Source organism: Streptomyces sp. SGAir0957 (assembly GCF_043523415.1).
Genome location: NZ_CP027293.1, coordinates 6,476,533 through 6,497,377, shown reverse-complemented (window position 1 = coordinate 6,497,377; position 20,845 = coordinate 6,476,533). Strand labels below are relative to the sequence as shown.

Genomic DNA, 20,845 nt, shown 5'->3' with positions numbered 1-20,845 from the left:
AGTTGCACAGTTGAACAAGGGGGTCAGAACGCGCCCGTCAACTCGTCGTAGACACTGAGGACCTGCGCGATCGTCGCGTCCTCGGTCGGCCACGACGCGGCCTGCGCCAGGCCCAGGTCCCGGAGTCCCGCGCGGCGCGCGGGGTCGGAGAGCAGCCGCTCGACAGCGCGGGCGAGCGCCGGGGCGTCCCCGTAGGGCACCAATTCGGCGGCTTCGCCGACCAGTTCGGGGATGCCGCCGACCCGGGTCGCCACCAGCGGCACTCCCGCGTGCAGCGCCTCCTGGGCGAGCAGCGAGCGCGATTCCCAACTGCTGGGCAGCAGGGCCACATCGGCGGCGGGCAGCAGCTCGGCGACGTCGTCCCGGCGCCCCGCAAGGCGTACGGGCAGCCCTTCGGTCTCGATCCGCCTTTGCAGCGCGCCCCGTTCGGGCCCCTCGCCCGCGATGACGAGCAGCGGCGCCGGGTCGAGGTCGAGCCAGGCGTGCGCGGCGTCGAGCAGCACGTCGTAGCCGCGATGCCGTTCCAGGCTGCCGACGGCCATCAGCAACGGGCGGTCCACGGCGCCCAGTTCGGCCCGTGTCTTGTTGCGGGCCCGCTCCGCGTCCTCCGCGTCGACCCGCTCCGCGCGGCGCGCCGGGAACGAGACGGCGGCGAGCCTGGCGTCCCGGGCGCCTCGTTCCCGCGCCCGGTCGACCAGCTCCGACGAGGTGCCGAGGACGACGGACGCGGCGCGGGCCACGCGGCGCTCTAGCATCCGCAGCAGATGGGCGCGGGCCCCTTCCGCGAAGCCGCGGGTGTGCCAGGTGACGACGAGCGGGACACTGCGGCCGTGCAGCGCCAGGGAGGCGCGCAGCGCGGCGTGCAGGCCGTGCGCGTGCACCAGGTCGGCGTCGGCGCAGGCCACGCGGAGCGCGGCGACGGACGCGGGGTCGCTGCGGCGCGGCACCGCGAGATGGTGGGCGCCGACGTCCCCGAACCCGTACGCGCGCTCGGCCTCGGACGGGGCGCAGACCGTGACGCGCACCCCGCGGGCGACGAGCCCCGCGGCGAGCGACCGGACGTGGGCGCTGCTGCCCGCGCTGCCGCCACCCAGGACCTGCACGGTGCGCAGCGGCGACTGTCCGTGCGCTGAGTGGCTGCTCACGTGGCTCACGCGGCGTGGCTCCTGATGCGGTGGTTCGAGTGGGTCCCGGCCCGGGAACGGTGCGGGCCCGGAAGTGGTCCAGGCCAAGGATGCCAGCCCGTACGGACGTTCCGGCACCGGCCACGGTCCCCCACCCGGCCGTCTCGGGCAACCCGGCGCACCGGATCACTCACACGGGTGAGTCGATACGGGTCCTAGAACACCGAGTCCCTCTTGGCCCACGCGCTCACATGCTCCCCGCGAGCGGCCGCCGCGACGAGACCGGCGGCGTGCGCGACGAGCCCGGCCCGCCCGTTCCCCGCGACGATGGCGACGCCGAACGCGGCGCCCAGGGCGTGCGCCCCCGCGTCGCCGAGCATGCCGCGCTCCGCGAGGTCGTCCGGGAGCGCCATGGCGGCGGCACCCATGGGCGCGGCGGCGAGCGAACCGCGCAGCAGCCCGGCGCCGCCGAGTGCGAGCGCCGTCTGGGCCGCGCGTCCCGGACGTACGTCGACGAGGTTGACGAAGTGTGCCGTGCCGGCGACGACGGCCCCGGCGAGCACCTTGTCGGCCCACCGCTCCTTGAGCAGCGCGCCCGCGACGAGTCCGGCCGCCGAGATGCCGAACAACTTGACGGCGCCGCTGGTCACTTCGCCGTGCCGCAGCGCGCCGAGGTGGGCGCGGAAGCCGCGCCGCGGGTCGTCCGCGCCCACCACATCGTCGTACGCGCCGCAGGCCCCGGCCGCGAGCGTGGCGATCAGGGCGGCGCCGCGCGTCCCCGGGTCGGCGGCGAGCACCCCGAGGGCCGTACCGACGGTGACGGCGGGCCCGGGGCACAGATCGACGTCCCGGCCCGCGTGGTTCTTCCGGTCCCACAGCCGCGCGCCGCCCGGCTTCGTCCGGCGCAGGGCACCGCGGGCGGCCAGGGTGACGCCCGCGGCCAGTGCGGCGGCGCGAAGGCTGCGGGCGGCCTCAGGCATCGGCGCGGGCCGCTTCGAGGAGCTCCTCGGCGTGCGCCCGCGCCGTCTCCGAGTCCTCCTGGCCCGCGAGCATCCGCGACAGCTCCCGTACGCGGTCCTCCCCTTCGAGGACGGTGACACCGGAGCGCGTCACGGTCCCGTCGTTCGTCTTCTCGACGAGGAGCTGCCGGTCGGCGAAGGCGGCGACCTGCGGCAGGTGGGTGACGACGACGACCTGCGCGGACTTGGCGAGCTTGGCGAGGCGCCGGCCGATCTCGACGGCCGCCTTGCCACCGACCCCGGCGTCGACCTCGTCGAACAGGTAGGTGGGCACGGGGTCGGTGCCCGCGAAGACGACCTCGACCGCGAGCATCACGCGGGACAGCTCACCGCCGGACGCGCCCTTGGCGATGGGCCGGGGCGGGGCGCCGGGGTGCGGCGCGAGCAGCAGCTCGACCTCGTCGACGCCGCTCGGCCCGCACACCACGGTCCGCCCGTCGACCTCGACACCGTCGGCGCCGTCGGTCTCGTTCTGCCGGATGTCGAAGGACACGCGCGCGTGCGGCATGGCGAGCGAGGCGAGTTCCTCGGTCACCGCGGCCGCGAACCGCGAGGCGGCCTCGGTACGGGCGGCGGTCAGCTCCTGCGCCAGGGCGCCGAGCTCCCCGCGCAGCGACTCGCGCTCGGCGGTCAGCTCCTCGATGCGCTCGTCGTCGCCGTCCAGTTCGAGGAGGCGTGCGGCGCTCGACTCGGCCCAGGCGAGCACGCCCGCGACGTCCTCGCCGTACTTGCGGGTGAGCTGGGTCAGCGCGGCCCTGCGCTCCTCGACGGCCGAGAGCCGCAGCGGGTCGGCGTCCAGGTCGTCGGCGTACCCGGCGAGTTCGGCGGCGACGTCGGTCAGCAGGATCTGCACCTCACCGATCCGCTCGGCGAGCGTGGCGAGCGCCGGATCGTGCGCGCGCACGGCGTCCAGGGCACGGGCGGCGCCGCCCACCAGAGTGGTGGCGTCGACCCCCTCCGGGTCCTCGGGGTTCCCGGCCAGCGCGGCGTGCGCGGCGGCGGCGGCCGAGGCGAGCGCCTCGGCGTGCCCGAGCCGCGACGCCTCCTCCCCCAGCTCGACGTCCTCACCGGCGCGCGGCTCCACGGCGGCGATCTCGTCGAGCCCGAACCGCAGCAGATCGGCTTCCTGTGCCCGCTCCCGCGCCCGCGTGGTGATCTCGTCCAGCTCACCGCTGACGGCCCTGAGCCGCTTGTAGACGGTCGCGTACTTGGTGAGCGGCACGGCGACGGCGTCCCCGGCGTACCGGTCGAGCGCCTGCCGCTGCCGCCCCAGCTTGAGCAGCCCCTGCTGGTCGGTCTGCCCGTGAACCGCGACGAGCTCGTCGGCCAGCTCGGCGAGGACTCCGACCGGCACGGACCGCCCGCCCAGATGCGCCCGCGAGCGCCCCTCGGCGGAGACGGTACGGCTGACCAGCAGCACCCCGTCCTCAAGATCGGCCCCGGCCTCCTCGGCCCGCGCCACGGCACTCGAACCGGGGGGCACGGCGACGCGCCCCTCCACCACGGCGTTCTTCGCGCCGATCCGCACGAGCGCGGGGTCGGCCCGCCCGCCGAGCAGCAGCCCGAGGCTGGTGACGACCATCGTCTTGCCCGCGCCGGTCTCGCCGGTCACCGCCGTGAATCCGGGTGACAGCTCGACCACCGCGTCGTCGATGACTCCGAGCGACCGTATCCGCATCTCCTCCAACACGAACACGACCTTACGAGGTGAGGGGCGGTCCGTGCGACGGCCCCCTGCCCGAGTGCCCCGAAAGGGGCGCGAAGAACAGCGCGCCCGGCAGCGATCCCGCGACGACCGGGCGGACGGGACCCTCAGTGAGGCGCCCCGCGCCACCCCGCGACGGGCAACGCGAACTTGGCCACGAGCCGATCCGTGAACACCGCATGATGCAGCCGAGCGAGCCGCACAGGAACAGCCCCCCGCCGAACCTCGACCCGGGCCCCCGCGGGCAACCCCACGGTCCGCCGCCCGTCACACCACAACACCCCATGCGGCGTGTGCGGCTGCACCTCCACCGCCAGCACCGAGTTCGGCGACGTGACGAGCGGCTTGGCGAACAGCGCGTGTGCGCTGATGGGCACCATCAGCAACGCCTCCACCTCGGGCCACACCACAGGCCCACCCGCCGAGAACGCGTACGCCGTGGACCCCGTCGGAGTCGCGCACACGATCCCGTCACACCCGAACCCGGTCACGGGCCGCCCGTCGATCTCGAGGACGACTTCGAGCATCCGCTCGGGCTCGGTCTTCTGCACGGCGGCCTCGTTGAGCGCCCAGTCCCGGTGCACGACGTCACCGTTGCGGTGCACGACGACGTCGATCGTCATGCGCTCCTCGACCTCGTACTCCTTGGTGACGACCCGGTCGACGACCTTGTCGAGGTCGTCGCGCTCGGCCTCCGCGAGGAACCCGACCCGCCCGAGGTTCACCCCGAGCATCGGCACCCCGGACGCCCGCGCGAACTCGGCACCGCGCAGGAGCGTCCCGTCACCACCGAGGACGATGAGCAGCTCGCACCCGTCGAGGCAGGCCGGGGTGGCCTCCTGCACGAGCTGCACGGACGGCGGCAGCGGCAGGTCCGCCGCCTCCGAGGCGAGGACCCGCACGCCGAGGCCGCTCTTGAGCAGCCCTTCCACGACGCGTTCGGCACTGCGGATGGCCGCGGGCCGCCCGGTGTGCGCGAGCAGGAAAACAGTACGAGCTCGGGTCTGAGTCAACGCGGCCCCTCCGCCACTGCACGGTCAACGTCGGCCGGGTCCAGTTCGGGCGCCCCGGCACGCAGCCACAGAAAGTACTCGACATTTCCGGAAGGGCCGGGCAGGGGGCTCGCGGTGACGCCCCGCACCCCGAGCCCGAGCGCGTACGCCTGTGCGGCCACCCCGCGTACGGCCTCGGCCCGCAGCTCGGGGCTGCGCACGACGCCGCCGCTGCCGAGCCGCTCCTTGCCCACCTCGAACTGCGGCTTCACCATGAGGACGAGGTCCGCGTCGGGCGCCGCGCACCGCGCGAGGGCGGGCAGCACGAGGCCGAGCGGGATGAAGGAAAGATCCCCGACCACCACGTCCACCGGCACTCCGTCGATCGCCTCCAGCGTCAATTCGCGTACGTTCGTACGGTCCTTGACGGTGACGCGCTCATCGCTCTGGAGTGACCAGGCGAGCTGTCCGTACCCGACGTCGACGGCGACGACGTGCGCGACCCCGGCGCGCAGCAGGACGTCCGTGAAGCCGCCCGTCGACGCCCCGGCGTCCAGCGCCCGCCGCCCCTTCACCACGAGCCCTCGCGGCCCGAACGCGGCGAGCGCGCCCGCGAGCTTGTGCCCGCCGCGCGAGACGTAGTCGGGGTCGCTGTCGTCGGAGGCGACGACGATGGACACCCCGTTCTCCACCTGGGTCGCCGGCTTGGTCGCGACGATCTTGGCCACGCTCACCCGCCCGGCGGCGATCAGCTGGCTCGCGTGCTCCCGCGAGCGCGCCAGCTTGCGGTGGACGAGTTCGGCGTCGAGGCGGCGACGTGCCACACCTGCCACGGTCGGTTCAGCTCCTGTGCTCGTACGTCGATGAGGGCGCCGGTGACGGTGCCGGTGAGGGCGCCGACGGCTGGGGCCCGGCGTCGAGCGCGGTCAGCGCGGTGCGAAGGCCCTGGTGTACATCCTCGTACACCTCGACGTGTTCGTCCGCCGCGAGGTGGTCGACATCGCCGAGCCGCTCCAGCTGGGCGTCCACGTCGGCGTTCCCCGTGGGGGTGCGCAGGATGCCGAGGGGCGCCGGGGCAGCGGGCTCGTACGGCTCGTGCGGCTCGTGCGGCTGTCCGGCGGATTGCTCGACGGAGTGCTCGCCGGGGTGCTCGGCGCGGTGCTCGGCGGGGGTCTCGCTCATGCTCAGACGCTACCTCGGAAGCCCGGTGTACCGTCGATCACGATGGCCACTACGGAGGAGTGCCGCGCGGCACTCGACAAACTCTCGGACACCATGGCGGGCGCGGACGGGGACGTCCGGGCCGCCGCGGCGCTCGACCGCACCCTGAGCTGCCGCATCACGGACCTGGACGTGACGTTTTCCGGCCGCCTGAAGGACGGCCGGATCGAGGTGCTCTCCACATACCCGGGACCGCCTGCCGAGAAGGCGCAGATCCGGCTCGCGATGACGGGCGACGATCTGGTGGCCCTGGTGGACGGGCGGCTGAACTTCGCGAAGGCGTGGGCCGCGGGGCGGGTCAGGCTGGAGGCGTCGTTCCGCGACCTGCTGCGCCTCAGGACGCTGCTTTAGCCACTTCCGGGGCCTTGGGGTGAGCCGGCTTCCGCGCCTTGCGGGCCGCGGGCACGACCAGCGGGGTCCCCGTCTCCGGGTCGTCGATGACCTGGCACTTCATCCCGAACAGCCGCTCGACGAGGTCGGCGGTGACGATGTCCTTCGGCGCGCCCTCGGCGATCACCTCGCCCCCGCGCAGGGCGATGAGGTGCGTCGCGTACCGGGCGGCGTGGTTGAGGTCGTGCAGGACGGCGACGAGCGTGCAGCCCTGCTCCTCGTGCAGTTCGGCGCAGAGGTCGAGGACGTCGATCTGGTGCTGGATGTCGAGGTAGGTGGTCGGCTCGTCCAGGAGCAGCAGCGGCGTCTGCTGGGCGAGCGCCATGGCGATCCACACGCGCTGGCGCTGGCCGCCGGACAGCTCGTCCACGTACCGGTCGGCGAGGTCGGCGACGCCGGTCGACTCCATGGACTCCCGGACGACCTTCTCGTCCTCCGGCGACCACTGGCGCAGCAGGCCCTGGTGCGGGTAGCGGCCGCGGGCGACGAGGTCGCCGACGGAGATCCCGTCGGGCGCGACGGAGGACTGCGGCAGCAGCCCGAGCGTCTTGGCGACCTTCTTGGCGGGCATCGACTGGATGACGCTGCCGTCGAGCAGGACGCGGCCCGCGCTCGGCTTCAGCATCCGCGACAGGGCGCGCAGGAGGGTGGACTTGCCGCAGGCGTTCGGGCCGACGATCACCGTGAAGGAGTGGTCGGGGATCTCCACGGACAGCTTCTCGGCGATGACGCGCTGGTCGTAGCCGAGGGTCACGTCGTCGGCTATCAGCCTGTTCACAGCGGTGCTCCTTGCGTTCTGGAGGTTCTGGTGCGGCTGGTCCGCCGGGGAGTTCTCGGTGCGGCGGCCGCTCATATCCGGCCCGCCTTGCGCTCGGTGACGAGGAGCCACAGCAGGTACGCGCCGCCGACGACGCCGGTCACGACGCCGACGGGCAACTGGTCCGCGCCGAACATCCGCTGCGAGACCAGGTCGGCGACGATCAGCAGCGTGGCGCCCATCCAGGTGGCGGCCAGCAGGTTCGGGCCCGGCGACTTGGTGAGGCGCCGGACGATCTGCGGGGCGGTGAGCGCCACGAAGGTCACCGGTCCGGCGGCGGCGGTCGCGGCCGCGGTCAGGAAGACGGAGGCGGTGAGCAGCAGCAGCCTGGTCCGTTCGACGGGGATGCCGAGCGCGCCGGCCGAGTCGTCGCCCATCTCCAGCATCCGCAGCGGGCGCCCGAACGCGGCGACGACCGGCACGAGGACCGCGAACAGGATGAGCAGCGGCCACACCTGCTCCCAGCCGCGTCCGTTCAGGGACCCGGTCATCCAGACGGTGGCGCGCGCCGCGTCCACGAAGTCGGCCTTGGTGAGCAGATAGCCGTTGACGGCGGTGACGAACGCGGAGACACCGATGCCGACCAGGACGAGCCGGTAGCCGTGCACGCCCCGCTTCCACGCGAGGACGTAGATCGCGAGCCCGGTGACGAGTCCGCCGACGAGCGCGCCGAGCGCGACCTGCGCGGCGCTGCCGCCGAAGATGACGATCATGACGAGCGCGCCCGCGGTCGAGCCCTGGCCGAGGCCGAGCACGTCGGGGCTGCCGAGCGGGTTGCGCGAGATGGACTGGAAGAGCGCGCCGGACAGGCCGAGCGCGCCGCCGACCAGGAGGCCGACGAGGACCCGCGGCAGGCGCAGGTCGTTGATGATGAACTCCTGCCCGGCGTCGCCGTGCCCGGCGAGGGTGCGCAGGACGTCGAGGGCCGGGATCGGGAAGTCGCCGGTGCCGATGAGGACGACACTCGCGGCGAGCGCGGCGACGACGAGCACGCCCACGACGACGGCCGAGCGGACGTCGAGACGCAGGGAGAGTCCGCCCGGGGTACGGATCGCCTTGGTGGTCTTCACAGCTGGGCCAACCTCCGGCGTCGTACGAGAAGGATGAAGACCGGGGCGCCGATGACCGCGGTGACGATGCCGACCTGGAGTTCGGCGGGGCGGGCGACGATCCGGCCGACGACGTCCGCGCCGAGCAGCAGCACGGGTGAGAGGACCGCCGCGTACGGCAGGATCCAGCGCATGTCGGGCCCGGTGAACGAGCGCACGATGTGCGGCACCATCAGGCCGACGAAGACGATGGGGCCGCAGGCGGCGGTGGCGGCGCCGCACAGCAGCGTCGCGGCGGCCATGCTGAGCGCGCGGGTGCGGCCGAGGTGGGCGCCGAGGGCGCGGGCGGTGTCGTCGCCCATGGCCATCGCGTTGAGGGGCCGGGCGAGGCCGAGCGCGAGCACGGCGCCGACCGCGATGAACGGCAGCACCTGCTCGATCGTGTCCGTCTTGGCGCTGGCCAGCGAGCCGACCTGCCAGAACCGCATCCGGTTGAGCGCCACGTCATCGGTGATCATCACGGCGTAGAGGTAGCCGGAGAGCGCGGCGGTGATCGCGGTACCGGCGAGCGCGAGCCGCACGGGCGTCGCACTGCGCGTACCGCCGAGGACGTACACGAGCACGCCCACGGCGGCGGACCCGGCGAAGGCGAACCACACGTAACCGCTGAGCGAGGTCACCCCGAAGAAGCTGATCGCGGTGACGACGGCGGCGGAGGCGCCCATGTTGATGCCGAGGATGCCGGGGTCGGCGAGCGGGTTGCGGGTCAGCGCCTGGAGCACGGCGCCGGCGAGGCCGAGCGCGAGCCCGGCGAGGAGACCGAGCAGCGTCCGGGAGACACGCTCCCCGACGACGATGTCGGCGTAGCTCCCCGAGTCGTGGAACAGCCCGTGCCAGACCTGGTCGAGCGAGAGCGGCTTGGCGCCGACGGCGATGCTCGCCACACAGACGGCGATCAGCACGACGACCGCGGCGACCAGCCCGGCCGTGCGTATCGCCGTACGGCGGCCGGGTGGCGCGGGAGCGGTGTCCGCGCTTGTTTCTGGAGGACTGTCGACCAACACGAGGTTAGGTTAGCCTACCCTGCAATTCGGCCCAATCCTGCTGGCTGCCGTGGCCCGTGTCCCCCTGCCCGAGAGAAGCATCCCTCATGCCCCCTGCCCTGTCACGCCGCGCCCTCCTCACCACCGCGGGAGGGCTGGGCCTGGGCGCACTGCTCACGGCGTGCGGGAACGGCGAACGGGGCGGCGCGGCGGCCTCGGACTCCTCCGCCTCCCGATCCGCCGCGGGCCCCTGGACCTTCAAGGACGACCGCGGCAAGACGGCGAAGGTCGGCCACACCCCCAAGAACATCGTCGCGTTCGTCAGCGCCGCCGCCGCGCTCCACGACTACGGGATCGAGTGCAAGGGCGTCTTCGGCCCGTCGAAACCGGTCGACGGCAAGCCGAACCCGCAGGCGGGCACGGTGGACGTCACCGAGCTGACCAGCGTCGGCGAGGAATGGGGCCAGTTCAGCGTCGAGAAGTACGCGGCCCTCCGCCCCGACCTCCTCATCAGCAACATGTTCCCGCCGCCCGACCTCTGGTTCGTCCCCGAGGAGAGCAGCGAGAAGATCGCGGCGCTCGCCCCCACGGTCGGCATCAGCGTCGCCCACGCCTCCCTCCGCGTCCCGCTGCGCCGCTACACGGAGCTCGCGGAGTCCCTCGGCGCCGACCTGGAGGCCGAGGCGGTCGTCGCGGCGAAGGCCCGCTTCGAGAAGGCGGAACGCACCCTCCGCGAGGCGGCGAGGAAGAACGGCGGCCTCAAGGTCCTCGCCATGACCGGCGACGCCGACAACATGTACGTCGCCGTCCCCGACTCCTACTGCGACCTCCACTACTTCAAGGACCTCGGCGTCGACTTCGTCGAAGGCAAGAAGAGCGACAAGTGGGGCTTCTGGGAGTTCCTGAGCTGGGAGAACGTCGACAAGTACCACGCCGACCTCATCATGATCGACAACCGCGCCTCGGCCATGACCGAGCAGCAGCTCGCGAAGAAGCCGACCTGGGCCGCCCTCCCCGCCGTCAAGGCGGGCCAGACCACCCCGTGGGCCATGGAGGAGCGCTACAGCTACGCGGGCTACGCCCCGGTCCTGGAACGCCTGGCAGCGGCCATCACGGAGTCGAAGAGGCTCCCGCGTTGACGATGCCGGTGACGCGGCGACACGGGTGAGGCGGCAAGGCCGGTGACGCGACGATGCGGGTGACACGGCAAGGCCGGTGACCCCGGCACTAGCGCTGCATGTACTACCTGCCTTGCATGTACTACCTGCCCTGCATGTCCTATCTGCCCTGCCCGCCCTGCCCACCTGCCCGGCGGAGCCCTAAAGCTCCAGCCGTCCCAGCGCCTTCTCCGCGTCCAGCTCGCACACCCCGTCCCCCGCGACCGTCCAGGCCGCCGCGCACAGCGCACGCAGTCCGTCCATCGCCTCGCCGTCCCCCTCCAGCTCCAGCCGCTCCTCCCCCGCGGACGCGGTCCATCCCCCGCACCGGAACCCGTCCCCCTCCTCCGTCACCTCGGGCTGCCCCGTGAGCACCCCGCGCAGGTCCCGGTCCACATAGGTGGGCCGGTGCTGCGGCGGTGCGGCGAGGAGCTGCGCCGCGTCGGTGACCCCGGTGAGCACCAGGAGCGAGTCGACCTCCCCGTTGAACGCCCCCTCGATGTCCGTGTCCAGGCGGTCCCCGACCACCAGCGGCGTCTTCGCCCCCGTACGCAGAATGGTCTCCCGGTGCATCGGCGGCAACGGCTTCCCCGCGACCTGCGGCTCCGCCCCCGTCGCGATCCGGACGACCTCGACCGCCGCCCCGTTCCCCGGGGCGATGCCGCGCGCGCTCGGGATCGTCAGGTCGGTGTTGGACGCGAACCACGGCACACCACGCCCGGCGATGGCGTAGCAGGCCTCGGCGAACCGCCCCCACGCCATGTCGGGCCCCCCGTACCCCTGCACGACGGCGACGGGCTCGTCGTCCGCCGAGTCGACCGGCTCGAGCCCCCGCTCCCGCAGCGCCACCCGCAGCCCTTCCCCGCCGATGACCAGGACCCGCGCCCCCTCGGGCACCTGCTCGCTGACGAGCCGCGCGACGGCCTGCGCGGACGTGATGACGTCATCCGCCTCGGTCGGGATCCCCAGCTCCACGAGGTGCTCGGCGACAGCGTCCGGCGTCCGCAACGCGTTGTTCGTGACGTACGCGAGCGCCATCCCGGCCTTCCGCGCGTCGGCGAGCGACTCCACGGCATGGTCGATGGCGTGCCCGCCCGCGTACACCACCCCGTCCAGGTCGAGCAGCGCGGTGTCGTACGCCTCGCTCAGCGCCCGCGCACTGCTCCCCGGCCGCACCCGCGGCTCCGCGCCGGCCGCACCGCTCGCACTCTGGCTCATTCCGTTCCGCCCTTCCTCGAACCCACTCCCCCGATCATCCCCCACGCCACTGACACTCGTACGATGCACGGATGAACACTGCAGGTGACGGCCTGGATCTGCGCCCCTTCCGCGGGGTGCGCTACGACCCCGAGCGCATCGGCAGCCTCGCGGCCGTCACCTCACCCCCGTACGACGTCGTCGTCCGCCCGGACGGCCTGCTCCACCTGGAGAGCGCGGACCCGCACAACATCGTCCGCCTGATCCTTCCGCAGGCCACGTCCCAGCGCTCGCGCGACGACCAGGCGGCCGCCACCCTGCACCGCTGGCTCGCCGACGGCATCCTCGCCGCCGACCCCGAACCGGCCCTCTACGTCTACGAGCAGCGCAACGGCCACCTCCTCCAGCGCGGCCTCATCGGCGCCCTGCGCCTGTCGGAGGCGGCCGAGGGCGTCGTCCTGCCGCACGAGGACGTCATGCCGCACATCGTCGAGGACCGTGCGGGCCTCATGCGCACCACCGGGGCCAACTTCGAGCCCCTCCTGCTGACCTACCTCGGCAACGATCCGGACAATGGTCCGAGCGACGCCGAGGCGCCCGGCGCCGCCGCGACCCTCATCGAGCACACCACCCGCCACTCCGAGCCCCTGCTCTCCACGACGACCGAGGACGGCTACAGCCACCGCCTGTGGGCGATCAAGGCCCCGGCGGACATCCGCGCGGTCCAGGACGACCTGTCGCACCGCCAGGCCCTCATCGCCGACGGCCACCACCGCTGGGCCACCTACCTGCGGCTGCGCGCCGAACATCCGTCGCCGACCCCGTGGGACCACGGCCTGGTCCTCCTCGTCGACACGGCCCGCTACCCCCTGCGCGTCCGCGCCATCCACCGCCTCCTCAACAACCTTCCGCTCGACGAGGCGCTGGCAGCGGCGGCTCCCTACTTCCGCACCAGGGAAGTCGCGGGCCCGCTCCCCCAGGCGATGGAGGCCCTCGCCGAGGCGGCCGGCCACGGCAACGCGTTCCTGCTGACCGGCACCGCCGACAGGTACTACCTGCTCGACCGCCCCGAGCCCGCCCTCCTCGACCGCACGGTCCCGAAGGACCGCCCCGAGGCATGGCGCACCCTGGACGCGACGGTCCTGCACTCCACGCTCCTCGCCCACCTGTGGGGCATCCCGGAGGACTCCCCCGCCGACGTCACCTACATCCACGCCACGGACGCCACGGTCGAGAAGGCCCGCCGTGACGGGGGCACAGCGGTCCTGATGCACCCGGTCCGTGAGGAGGTCGTCCGCGAACTGGCCCGCCAGGGCGTGACGATGCCCCGCAAGTCGACCTCGTTCGGCCCGAAGCCGGCCACGGGCCTGGTCATGCGCACGCTCACGACCGGCACGACCGGCACGACCGGCGAAAACGACTGACGGGCGGACCCGGAAGGGCCCGCCCGTCACCTCACTTCACTTCACTTCACTTCAGCGGGGACGCCGCCGACTTCACTTACTTCTACTTCTCTTCCTTCGCTCCGGAAGCGTCGTCGTGGTCGTCCTCGTCACCGTCGAACGCGTCGACGAACTCGACCCCGTCCAGCTCGGCAAGGCGGTCCGACGCGTCCGTGCTGCCGTCCTTGTCGGACTCCACGGCCTTGGCGAACCACTCGCGCGCCTCGCCCTCACGCCCGGCCGCCAGCAGCGCGTCGGCGTACGCGTACCGAAGCCGCGCCGTCCACGGCTGCACGGAGTTCGACGCCAGCTCGGGGCTCTGCAACGTCACGATGGCCGCGTCCAGCTGCCCCATGTCACGCCGAGCGCCGGCCGCGACGAGCCGCATCTCGACCTGCCCGGCCTTGTCGAGCTTCTGCACCTCGGGCGCCCCGGCCATGTCGAGCGCCTTCTCCGGCCGCCCGAGCCCCCGCTCGCAGTCGGCCATGACGGGCCAGAGTTCCACGCGCCCGGTCATCCGCCGAGCCGCCCGGAACTCGGCGAGAGCCTCGCCGTACTCCTGGCAGGCATACGCGGCGAACCCGGCGGCCTCGCGCACAGCGGCCACACGCGACGCGAGCCGCAGCGCGACCTTCGCGTACCCGTACGCCTTCTGCGGGTCCTCGTCGATCAGCCGAGCGACCATGACGAGGTTCTTGGAGACGTCCTCCGCGAGCCCCTTCGGCAGCGACTGCAACTCCTGCTGCACATCCCGGTCGAGCTCGAACCCGGAGACGTCCTCCGGAATCGGCAGCCGCTTGATCGGCTCACGGTCCCGGTCCCGCTCGTCCCGGAACCGCCCGCCGCCACGACGGTCGTCCCGACGGTCATCGCGCCGGTCGTCCCGCCCGCGGTAGCCGCCACCGGGCCGCCCGCCACGGTCGTCCCGCCCACGGAACCCACCACCACGCCGGTCATCCCGACGGTCGTCGCGTCGGTCATCCCGGCGATCGTCGCGACGGAAGGGCGGCCGGTCACCATCACGGCGCGGCCCACGGTCTCGATCGCGATCCCGGTCGTCACGCCGGTACGAGGGCCGGTCGTCCCGCCCACGGAACCCGCCACCACGATTGTCGTCACGCCGGTCGTCCCGACGATCGTCGCGACGGTCATCCCGTCGGTCGTCGCGACGGAAGGGCGGCCGGTCACCATCACGGCGCGGCCCACGATCCCGATCACGATCACGGTCGCCGCCACCGTACGAGGGCCGGTCATCACGCCCACGGAACCCGCCGCCCCGGCTGTCGTCACGCCGGAACCCGCCGCCACGATTGTCATCACGCCGGTCATCACGCCGGTACGAGGGCCGGTCACCGTCACGGCGCGGCCCACGATCCCGGTCACGGTCGCCGTACGAGGGCCGGTCGTCCCGCCCACGGAACCCGCCACCACGATTGTCGTCACGCCGGTCATCCCGCCGGTCGTCACGTCGGTCGTCGCGACGGTCATCCCGTCGGTCGTCGCGACGGAAGGGCGGCCGGTCACCATCACGGCGCGGCCCACGGTCCCGATCACGGTCGCCGCCACCGTACGAGGGCCGGTCATCACGCCCACGGAACCCGCCGCCCCGGCTGTCGTCACGCCGGAACCCGCCGCCACGATTGTCGTCACGCCGGTCATCACGCCGGTACGAGGGCCGGTCACCGTCACGGCGCGGCCCACGATCCCGGTCGCCCTGCGGACGGTCGCTGCGCCGGTCGCCGCGCGGAGCGCCCCCGCGGTAGCCGCCCCGGTCGCCGCTGTCCCGGCGGCGCTGGTCGCGCTCCGGTCGCTCGTCGGGAGAGTTGGGGGACATCGGGGGACTCCTGTCTTCGGTACCGCAATCATTCTCGCGCAGCCGGGTAGCCGGCGCGCTCCGAGAAAAACTCCGGAATGCTCTGGAAATACAAAAAGGACCCTTGGTCCCAGCATGTGTGCCGGGACCAAGGGTCCTCTCAATAATAGTTCGGCGGCGTCCTACTCTCCCACAGGGTCCCCCCTGCAGTACCATCGGCGCTGTGAGGCTTAGCTTCCGGGTTCGGAATGTAACCGGGCGTTTCCCTCACGCTATGACCACCGAAACCCTTTCAGACGTCCCTCATGGAGGGACATAAGAACAGGGCGGCGAACTAGCACACTCTTCAATTGATAGGTGTAACTGTTCAGCCAGCACAGCCTGTTCGTTGTCTGGGAACAACACAGTGGACGCGAGCAACTGAGGACAAGCCCTCGGCCTATTAGTACCAGTCACCTCCACCCGTTACCGGGCTTCCAGATCTGGCCTATCAACCCAGTCGTCTACTGGGAGCCTTAACCCCTCAAAGGGGGTGGGAGTCCTCATCTCGAAGCAGGCTTCCCGCTTAGATGCTTTCAGCGGTTATCCTTTCCGAACGTAGCCAACCAGCCATGCCCTTGGCAGGACAACTGGCACACCAGAGGTTCGTCCGTCCCGGTCCTCTCGTACTAGGGACAGCCCTTCTCAAGACTCCTACGCGCACAGCGGATAGGGACCGAACTGTCTCACGACGTTCTAAACCCAGCTCGCGTACCGCTTTAATGGGCGAACAGCCCAACCCTTGGGACCGACTCCAGCCCCAGGATGCGACGAGCCGACATCGAGGTGCCAAACCATCCCGTCGATATGGACTCTTGGGGAAGATCAGCCTGTTATCCCCGGGGTACCTTTTATCCGTTGAGCGACGGCGCTTCCACAAGCCACCGCCGGATCACTAGTCCCGACTTTCGTCCCTGCTCGACCCGTCGGTCTCACAGTCAAGCTCCCTTGTGCACTTACACTCAACACCTGATTACCAACCAGGCTGAGGGAACCTTTGGGCGCCTCCGTTACTCTTTAGGAGGCAACCGCCCCAGTTAAACTACCCATCAGACACTGTCCCTGATCCGGATCACGGACCCAGGTTAGACATCCAGCACGACCAGAGTGGTATTTCAACGACGACTCCCCCTGAACTGGCGTCCAGAGTTCACAGTCTCCCACCTATCCTACACAAGCCGAACCGAACACCAATATCAAACTGTAGTAAAGGTCCCGGGGTCTTTCCGTCCTGCTGCGCGAAACGAGCATCTTTACTCGTAGTGCAATTTCACCGGGCCTATGGTTGAGACAGTCGAGAAGTCGTTACGCCATTCGTGCAGGTCGGAACTTACCCGACAAGGAATTTCGCTACCTTAGGATGGTTATAGTTACCACCGCCGTTTACTGGCGCTTAAGTTCTCAGCTTCGCACACCCGAAAGTGCACTAACCGGTCCCCTTAACGTTCCAGCACCGGGCAGGCGTCAGTCCGTATACATCGCCTTACGGCTTCGCACGGACCTGTGTTTTTAGTAAACAGTCGCTTCTCGCTGGTCTCTGCGGCCACCCCCAGCTCACCGAGTAAATCGGATCACCAGTGATGGCCCCCCTTCTCCCGAAGTTACGGGGGCATTTTGCCGAGTTCCTTAACCATAGTTCACCCGAACGCCTCGGTATTCTCTACCTGACCACCTGAGTCGGTTTAGGGTACGGGCCGCCATGAAACTCGCTAGAGGCTTTTCTCGACAGCATAGGATCATCCACTTCACCACAATCGGCTCGGCATCAGGTCTCAGCCTTAATGTGCGACGGATTTACCTACCGCACGGCCTACACCCTTACCCCGGGACAACCACCGCCCGGGCTGGACTACCTTCCTGCGTCACCCCATCACTCACCTACTACCAGATTGGACCGGCGGCTCCACCACTTTCCATTCCCCGAAGGGTCCGGAACGGCTTCACGGCCTTAGCATCACTGGATTCGATGTTTGACGCTTCACAGCGGGTACCGGAATATCAACCGGTTATCCATCGACTACGCCTGTCGGCCTCGCCTTAGGTCCCGACTTACCCTGGGCAGATCAGCTTGACCCAGGAACCCTTAGTCAATCGGCGCACACGTTTCTCACGTGTGTATCGCTACTCATGCCTGCATTCTCACTCGTGAACCGTCCACCACTAGCTTCCGCTGCGGCTTCACCCGGCACACGACGCTCCCCTACCCATCACAGCCGCCGTTGGGCGTATTGCTGCAATGACACGACTTCGGCGGTACGCTTGAGCCCCGCTACATTGTCGGCGCGGAATCACTAGACCAGTGAGCTATTACGCACTCTTTCAAGGGTGGCTGCTTCTAAGCCAACCTCCTGGTTGTCTGTGCGACTCCACATCCTTTCCCACTTAGCGTACGCTTAGGGGCCTTAGTCGATGCTCTGGGCTGTTTCCCTCTCGACCATGGAGCTTATCCCCCACAGTCTCACTGCCGCGCTCTCACTTACCGGCATTCGGAGTTTGGCTAAGGTCAGTAACCCGGTAGGGCCCATCGCCTATCCAGTGCTCTACCTCCGGCAAGAAACACACGACGCTGCACCTAAATGCATTTCGGGGAGAACCAGCTATCACGGAGTTTGATTGGCCTTTCACCCCTAACCACAGGTCATCCCCCAGGTTTTCAACCCTGGTGGGTTCGGTCCTCCACGAAGTCTTACCTCCGCTTCAACCTGCCCATGGCTAGATCACTCCGCTTCGGGTCTTGAGCGCGCTACTAAATCGCCCTATTCGGACTCGCTTTCGCTACGGCTTCCCCACACGGGTTAACCTCGCAACACACCGCAAACTCGCAGGCTCATTCTTCAAAAGGCACGCAGTCACGACTGTATGTGCAAGCACATACAGCGACGCTCCCACGGCTTGTAGGCACACGGTTTCAGGTACTATTTCACTCCGCTCCCGCGGTACTTTTCACCATTCCCTCACGGTACTATCCGCTATCGGTCACCAGGGAATATTTAGGCTTAACGGGTGGTCCCGCCAGATTCACACGGGATTTCTCGGGCCCCGTGCTACTTGGGTGTCTCTCAAACGAGCCGCTGACGTTTCGACTACGGGGGTCTTACCCTCTACGCCGGACCTTTCGCATGTCCTTCGCCTACATCAACGGTTTCTGACTCGTCTCACAGCCGGCAGACTGTAAAAGAGAGATCCCACAACCCCGCATACGCAACCCCTGCCGGGTCTCACACGTATACGGTTTGGCCTCATCCAGTTTCGCTCGCCACTACTCCCGGAATCACGGTTGTTTTCTCTTCCTGCGGGTACTGAGATGTTTCACTTCCCCGCGTTCCCTCCACACTGCCTATGTGTTCAGCAGCGGGTGACAGCCCATGACGACTGCCGGGTTTCCCCATTCGGAAACCCCCGGATCAAAGCCTGGTTGACGACTCCCCGGGGACTATCGTGGCCTCCCACGTCCTTCATCGGTTCCTGGTGCCAAGGCATCCACCGTGCGCCCTTAAAAACTTGGCCACAGATGCTCGCGTCCACTGTGCAGTTCTCAAACAACGACCAACCACCCATCACCCCGAACCAGTAGATTCGAGTGCACTGGGGCCGGCACTGAAGGCAGCCATATCGGCCGTACCTTCAGATACCCAACAGCGTGCCCGACCCGGTCCCGTCCGGAGATCATGCTTTCCACGCCCCGAAGAGCAGTACTCACAGCCTCCGACCCGACAACCAGATCGAATAGTCAACGTTCCACCCATGAGCAACCACCGTCGAACGTTTGCCGACGTTATGGCCCTGGACCACCAAGCAAGCTTGGCGGCCTAGATGCTCCTTAGAAAGGAGGTGATCCAGCCGCACCTTCCGGTACGGCTACCTTGTTACGACTTCGTCCCAATCGCCAGTCCCACCTTCGACAGCTCCCTCCCACAAGGGGTTGGGCCACCGGCTTCGGGTGTTACCGACTTTCGTGACGTGACGGGCGGTGTGTACAAGGCCCGGGAACGTATTCACCGCAGCAATGCTGATCTGCGATTACTAGCAACTCCAACTTCATGGGGTCGAGTTGCAGACCCCAATCCGAACTGAGACCGACTTTTTGAGATTCGCTCCACCTTGCGGTATCGCAGCTCATTGTATCGGCCATTGTAGCACGTGTGCAGCCCAAGACATAAGGGGCATGATGACTTGACGTCGTCCCCACCTTCCTCCGAGTTGACCCCGGCGGTCTCCTGTGAGTCCCCATCACCCCGAAGGGCATGCTGGCAACACAGAACAAGGGTTGCGCTCGTTGCGGGACTTAACCCAACATCTCACGACACGAGCTGACGACAGCCATGCACCACCTGTACACCGACCACAAGGGGGACCCTGTCTCCAGGGTTTTCCGGTGTATGTCAAGCCTTGGTAAGGTTCTTCGCGTTGCGTCGAATTAAGCCACATGCTCCGCTGCTTGTGCGGGCCCCCGTCAATTCCTTTGAGTTTTAGCCTTGCGGCCGTACTCCCCAGGCGGGGAACTTAATGCGTTAGCTGCGGCACCGACGACGTGGAATGTCGCCAACACCTAGTTCCCACCGTTTACGGCGTGGACTACCAGGGTATCTAATCCTGTTCGCTCCCCACGCTTTCGCTCCTCAGCGTCAGTAATGGCCCAGAGATCCGCCTTCGCCACCGGTGTTCCTCCTGATATCTGCGCATTTCACCGCTACACCAGGAATTCCGATCTCCCCTACCACACTCTAGCCTGCCCGTATCGACTGCAGACCCGGGGTTAAGCCCCGGGCTTTCACAACCGACGTGACAAGCCGCCTACGAGCTCTTTACGCCCAATAATTCCGGACAACGCTTGCGCCCTACGTATTACCGCGGCTGCTGGCACGTAGTTAGCCGGCGCTTCTTCTGCAGGTACCGTCACTTTCGCTTCTTCCCTGCTGAAAGAGGTTTACAACCCGAAGGCCGTCATCCCTCACGCGGCGTCGCTGCATCAGGCTTTCGCCCATTGTGCAATATTCCCCACTGCTGCCTCCCGTAGGAGTCTGGGCCGTGTCTCAGTCCCAGTGTGGCCGGTCGCCCTCTCAGGCCGGCTACCCGTCGTCGCCTTGGTGAGCCATTACCTCACCAACAAGCTGATAGGCCGCGGGCTCATCCTTCACCGCCGGAGCTTTTAACCACCGTCCAGGAGGACGGAAGTGTTATCCGGTATTAGACCCCGTTTCCAGGGCTTGTCCCAGAGTGAAGGGCAGATTGCCCACGTGTTACTCACCCGTTCGCCACTAATCCACCCCGAAGGGCTTCATCGTTCGACTTGCATGTGTTAAGCACGCCGCCAGCGTTCGTCCTGAGCCAGGATCAAACTCTCCGTGAATGTTTCCCCGTGATCGGGGTGACACCACGAGAGCGGACCGGGCGGGAGGAATAGTCCCGTCCGGTCACAGCGTCCTCGCTGTGTTTATTTCAAAGGAACCTCGCCCCAACCATCATGCGACGGCCGGAGACGGGGTAATCAACATATCTGGCGTTGACTTTTGGCACGCTGTTGAGTTCTCAAGGAACGGACGCTTCCTTTGTACTCACCCGAGAGACTCTCTCGTGGCTTTCCTCCGGGCGCTTCCCTTCGGTCTTGCTATCTTGCTGTCTTGCGTTTCCAACCTTACCAGATCCGTTTTCCGTTCCGTTTCCGGTTCGGATTTCATTTCCGGTGGCCGTTGGAGGGCCTTTGCCTTTCGGCTCTTCCACTACGTTAACCGATTCCCGCCGCAACTCATAATTGAGTTTCGCGGGTTCGAATTTCGACGTGCGAGCACGCAGAAATGTCCCCGTTGAAGGAGATCGTGAGTAGTGGTTTGGCCGCA

Annotated in this window: 15 protein-coding genes and 3 rRNA genes; 3 read left to right on the top strand and 15 right to left on the bottom strand. The window is 68.8% G+C overall.

All coding sequences use genetic code 11. The features are described from left to right. Positions 1–23: 23 nt before the first annotated feature. From C1N81_RS34265 to C1N81_RS34240, 6 genes are all read right to left on the bottom strand, one after another. The gene (locus C1N81_RS34265) at positions 24–1,154 is read right to left on the bottom strand and encodes a glycosyltransferase family 4 protein (protein ID WP_394435192.1); all 1,131 of its coding nucleotides are present in this window, start codon (positions 1,152–1,154) and stop codon (positions 24–26) included. A gap of 185 nt (positions 1,155–1,339) precedes the next feature. Then, positions 1,340–2,104, bottom strand: a complete 765-nt coding sequence (locus tag C1N81_RS34260; RefSeq protein ID WP_394435191.1) for a hypothetical protein — start codon at positions 2,102–2,104, stop codon at positions 1,340–1,342. Continuing rightward, the gene (gene recN / locus C1N81_RS34255; RefSeq protein WP_394438412.1) at positions 2,097–3,821 is read right to left on the bottom strand and encodes a DNA repair protein RecN; all 1,725 of its coding nucleotides are present in this window, start codon (positions 3,819–3,821) and stop codon (positions 2,097–2,099) included. The genes C1N81_RS34260 and recN overlap by 8 nt, the downstream gene beginning before the upstream one ends. A 134-nt stretch (positions 3,822–3,955) precedes the next feature. Then, entirely contained in the window at positions 3,956–4,861 is a 906-nt protein-coding gene (locus tag C1N81_RS34250; protein ID WP_394435190.1) for an NAD kinase, read from the bottom strand. Further along, the gene (locus C1N81_RS34245) at positions 4,858–5,673 is read right to left on the bottom strand and encodes a TlyA family RNA methyltransferase (protein ID WP_394435189.1); all 816 of its coding nucleotides are present in this window, start codon (positions 5,671–5,673) and stop codon (positions 4,858–4,860) included. Before C1N81_RS34245 ends, C1N81_RS34250 begins: the two co-directional genes overlap by 4 nt. A 7-nt stretch (positions 5,674–5,680) precedes the next feature. Next, positions 5,681–6,022 (bottom strand): hypothetical protein, encoded by a 342-nt coding sequence (locus tag C1N81_RS34240; protein ID WP_394435188.1) that lies wholly within the window; start codon positions 6,020–6,022, stop codon positions 5,681–5,683. 42 nt (positions 6,023–6,064) lie between these two features. Between C1N81_RS34240 and C1N81_RS34235 the strand changes: the two genes are divergently transcribed. After that, complete coding sequence (locus C1N81_RS34235; RefSeq protein WP_394435187.1) at positions 6,065–6,412, top strand: SCP2 sterol-binding domain-containing protein; 348 nt, start codon at positions 6,065–6,067, stop codon at positions 6,410–6,412. Here C1N81_RS34235 and C1N81_RS34230 read toward each other — a convergent pair. The 3 genes from C1N81_RS34230 to C1N81_RS34220 form a co-directional block, all read right to left on the bottom strand. Continuing rightward, positions 6,396–7,229, bottom strand: a complete 834-nt coding sequence (locus C1N81_RS34230; RefSeq protein ID WP_394435186.1) for an ABC transporter ATP-binding protein — start codon at positions 7,227–7,229, stop codon at positions 6,396–6,398. The genes C1N81_RS34235 and C1N81_RS34230 overlap by 17 nt on opposite strands. 71 nt (positions 7,230–7,300) lie before the next feature. After that, positions 7,301–8,338, bottom strand: coding sequence for a FecCD family ABC transporter permease (locus tag C1N81_RS34225; RefSeq protein WP_394435185.1), 1,038 nt, complete (start codon positions 8,336–8,338; stop codon positions 7,301–7,303). Next, on the bottom strand, positions 8,335–9,381 hold the full coding sequence (locus tag C1N81_RS34220) for a FecCD family ABC transporter permease (protein WP_394435184.1): 1,047 nt from the start codon (positions 9,379–9,381) through the stop codon (positions 8,335–8,337). The genes C1N81_RS34225 and C1N81_RS34220 overlap by 4 nt, the downstream gene beginning before the upstream one ends. An 86-nt stretch (positions 9,382–9,467) precedes the next feature. Between C1N81_RS34220 and C1N81_RS34215 the strand changes: the two genes are divergently transcribed. Beyond that, positions 9,468–10,499 carry an ABC transporter substrate-binding protein gene (locus C1N81_RS34215; protein WP_394435183.1) on the top strand — a complete coding sequence of 344 codons (1,032 nt, stop codon included), beginning with the start codon at positions 9,468–9,470 and terminating at the stop codon, positions 10,497–10,499. 180 nt (positions 10,500–10,679) lie between these two features. Here the strand turns inward: C1N81_RS34215 and C1N81_RS34210 are convergent, their stop codons facing one another. Further along, positions 10,680–11,735, bottom strand: a complete 1,056-nt coding sequence (locus C1N81_RS34210) for an HAD hydrolase-like protein (protein WP_394435182.1) — start codon at positions 11,733–11,735, stop codon at positions 10,680–10,682. A gap of 71 nt (positions 11,736–11,806) precedes the next feature. Between C1N81_RS34210 and C1N81_RS34205 the strand changes: the two genes are divergently transcribed. Next, the gene (locus tag C1N81_RS34205; RefSeq protein WP_394435181.1) at positions 11,807–13,138 is read left to right on the top strand and encodes a DUF1015 family protein; all 1,332 of its coding nucleotides are present in this window, start codon (positions 11,807–11,809) and stop codon (positions 13,136–13,138) included. 82 nt (positions 13,139–13,220) lie between these two features. On the opposite strand, the gene C1N81_RS34200 is transcribed toward C1N81_RS34205, so the two are convergent. The 5 genes from C1N81_RS34200 to C1N81_RS34180 all read right to left on the bottom strand — a co-directional run bounded on the left by C1N81_RS34200 (position 13,221) and on the right by C1N81_RS34180 (position 20,358). Further along, on the bottom strand, positions 13,221–13,904 hold the full coding sequence (locus tag C1N81_RS34200) for a tetratricopeptide repeat protein (RefSeq protein ID WP_394435180.1): 684 nt from the start codon (positions 13,902–13,904) through the stop codon (positions 13,221–13,223). Next, complete coding sequence (locus tag C1N81_RS34195) at positions 13,826–14,806, bottom strand: hypothetical protein (protein ID WP_394435179.1); 981 nt, start codon at positions 14,804–14,806, stop codon at positions 13,826–13,828. The genes C1N81_RS34200 and C1N81_RS34195 overlap by 79 nt, the downstream gene beginning before the upstream one ends. 332 nt (positions 14,807–15,138) lie before the next feature. Further along, positions 15,139–15,255, bottom strand: a 5S ribosomal RNA gene (gene rrf / locus C1N81_RS34190). 136 nt (positions 15,256–15,391) lie between these two features. Then, positions 15,392–18,515, bottom strand: a 23S ribosomal RNA gene (locus C1N81_RS34185). Positions 18,516–18,832: 317 nt separating this feature from the next. Next, positions 18,833–20,358, bottom strand: a 16S ribosomal RNA gene (locus C1N81_RS34180). The 16S, 23S and 5S rRNA genes sit together here, the layout of an rRNA operon. Positions 20,359–20,845: the final 487 nt, after the last annotated feature.